This window comes from Microbacterium sp. Bi128, assembly GCF_918698205.1.
The window spans coordinates 1-1,956 of record NZ_CAKKMM010000969.1; the positions used below are offsets into that span (position 1 = coordinate 1).

The following is a 1,956-nucleotide window of genomic DNA, read 5'->3' on the forward strand; positions in this document are numbered from 1 at the left end:
GGGCAGAGAATAATCTCTGCCCTGTTGGCTCTGAAGGAAAGTTGGATGCGTGTCAGTTAGACGCGGGCCCCTCCAGAGCCAACGAAAAATACGCATACCAACGGTTAGTCATAGCGTTGACCATAGCCCCGGAGCCGCGGCCGGAGCAAACGCCGGACGTAACAATCCGCGGGCGGCCAGTTCCGGGCGGCCAGGACCAGGTCCGTGGTCGCCGGGCAGGCACGTCGCGGCGGTGTTCGCCGGCACTGCCGCGAAATGACATCTCGACGCACACCGGCACCACCTAGAGTGTGAGGAAACCCAGCACAGCATCCGATCCGCAAATGGAGGCAGCCATGACGCACACCGTCCCGCCCGGCAACCCCGAGGCTCCGACCACTCCCGCGGCCACGGACCCTGGCCCTGCGGTCTCCGCATCCGGGCACCACACAGCCGCGGCCGCCGGCGGGCTCCCTGCCGCGTTGAAGCGCCGCGTGCCCAAGTACGCCGACCTTGCTCCCCTGATGCAGTTCAAGAAGCCGGAATTCAGCCGGGCCGCCAGGCTGCGCCGTGCCAGCACCATCTGGGACCTGCGGGACATGGCCAAGCGCCGCACGCCCCAGGCGCCCTTCGACTACACGGACGGCGCCGCCGAGGCCGAAATCTCCCTCCGCCGCGCCCGCCAGGCGTTCCTGGACATCGAATTCCGGCCCGGGGTCCTGCGGGACGTCTCCAGCATCGACCTCAGCACCGACATCCTGGGCGGGCCGTCCCGGCTCCCGGTGGGGATCGCGCCCACCGGCTTCACCCGGATGATGCAGTCCGAGGGCGAATACGCCGGTTCCCAGGCCGCCGCAGCCGCCGGCATTCCGTACACCCTCTCCACCATGGGCACGGCGTCCCTGGAGGACGTGGCGGCCGCCGCACCTACGGGCCGCAACTGGTTCCAGCTGTACCTGTGGACGGACCGGGAGCGTTCGCTGGAACTGATCCAACGTGCCGCCGCGGCGGGCAACGACACCCTCATGGTCACGGTGGACACCGCCGTCGCCGGCGCCAGGCTCCGCGACGTCCGCAACGGCATGACCATCCCGCCCGCCCTGACACTCAAGACCGTCCTGGATGCGTCCTACCGGCCCGCGTGGTGGTTCAACTTCCTCACCCACGAGCCGCTGACCTTCGCGTCGCTGTCCCGCTACACGGGCACGGTCGCGGACCTCATCAACGCCATGTTCGATCCCACCCTGACCTTTGCCGACCTCGACTGGCTGCGCGAGACGTGGAAGGGCAAGCTCGTGGTCAAGGGCATCCAGACGGTCGAGGACGCCCGCAAGGTGGTGGACCATGGCGCGGACGGGATTGTGCTCTCCAACCACGGCGGCCGCCAGCTGGACCGGGCACCGATCCCGTTCCACCTGCTCCCCGAGGTCTCCGCGGCACTAAAGGCCGACCACAGCGACGCGGCGATCATCCTGGACACCGGCATCATGAACGGCGCGGACATCATCGCCGCCCTCGCCCTGGGCGCCGACTTCACGCTGATCGGCCGTGCCTACCTGTACGGGCTCATGGCCGGCGGCCGGGCCGGTGTGGACCGTGCCCTCCAAATCCTGGAGAAGGACATGGAACGCACCATGGCCCTGCTGGGCGTCAGCCGGGTCGCGGACCTCACCCCCGAGCACGTGCGGATCCTCCGCACCTAGCACCTCTGACAAGCCCCTGGCGCCCGAAAGATCGGCCAGGTGCCTTTGGGCGGAGCGGATGGCCGCGCGCATACCCAGGGCGGCATACGCGGGGCAGGAAAGCCTACTTCTTGCGGCCGAACTTGGGCAGGTTGGCCAGGAGATCGGCGGCCCTGGTGGCGGCCCGGCCCACGGTCCGCCCGATCTGCTGGGGCATCTTGTCTTCCCCCGCCGTTCCCACCGGGATGACGACGGCGGGGCTCAGCGGGCTGCCGGCAGGGCGGCCCGCCAGTGC

General features: G+C 69.3%; 1 protein-coding gene and 1 pseudogene. One reads left to right on the forward strand and one right to left on the reverse strand.

Annotated features, from left to right (window positions below):
- Window positions 1-335: 335 nt before the first annotated feature.
- Complete coding sequence (locus LQV45_RS28660; protein WP_290370336.1) at window positions 336-1,682, forward strand: alpha-hydroxy acid oxidase; 1,347 nt, start codon at window positions 336-338, stop codon at window positions 1,680-1,682.
- Window positions 1,683-1,785: 103 nt separating this feature from the next.
- Here the strand turns inward: LQV45_RS28660 and LQV45_RS28665 are convergent.
- Window positions 1,786-1,956 (reverse strand): annotated as a pseudogene (locus LQV45_RS28665) (ArsR family transcriptional regulator); the annotation flags it as partial.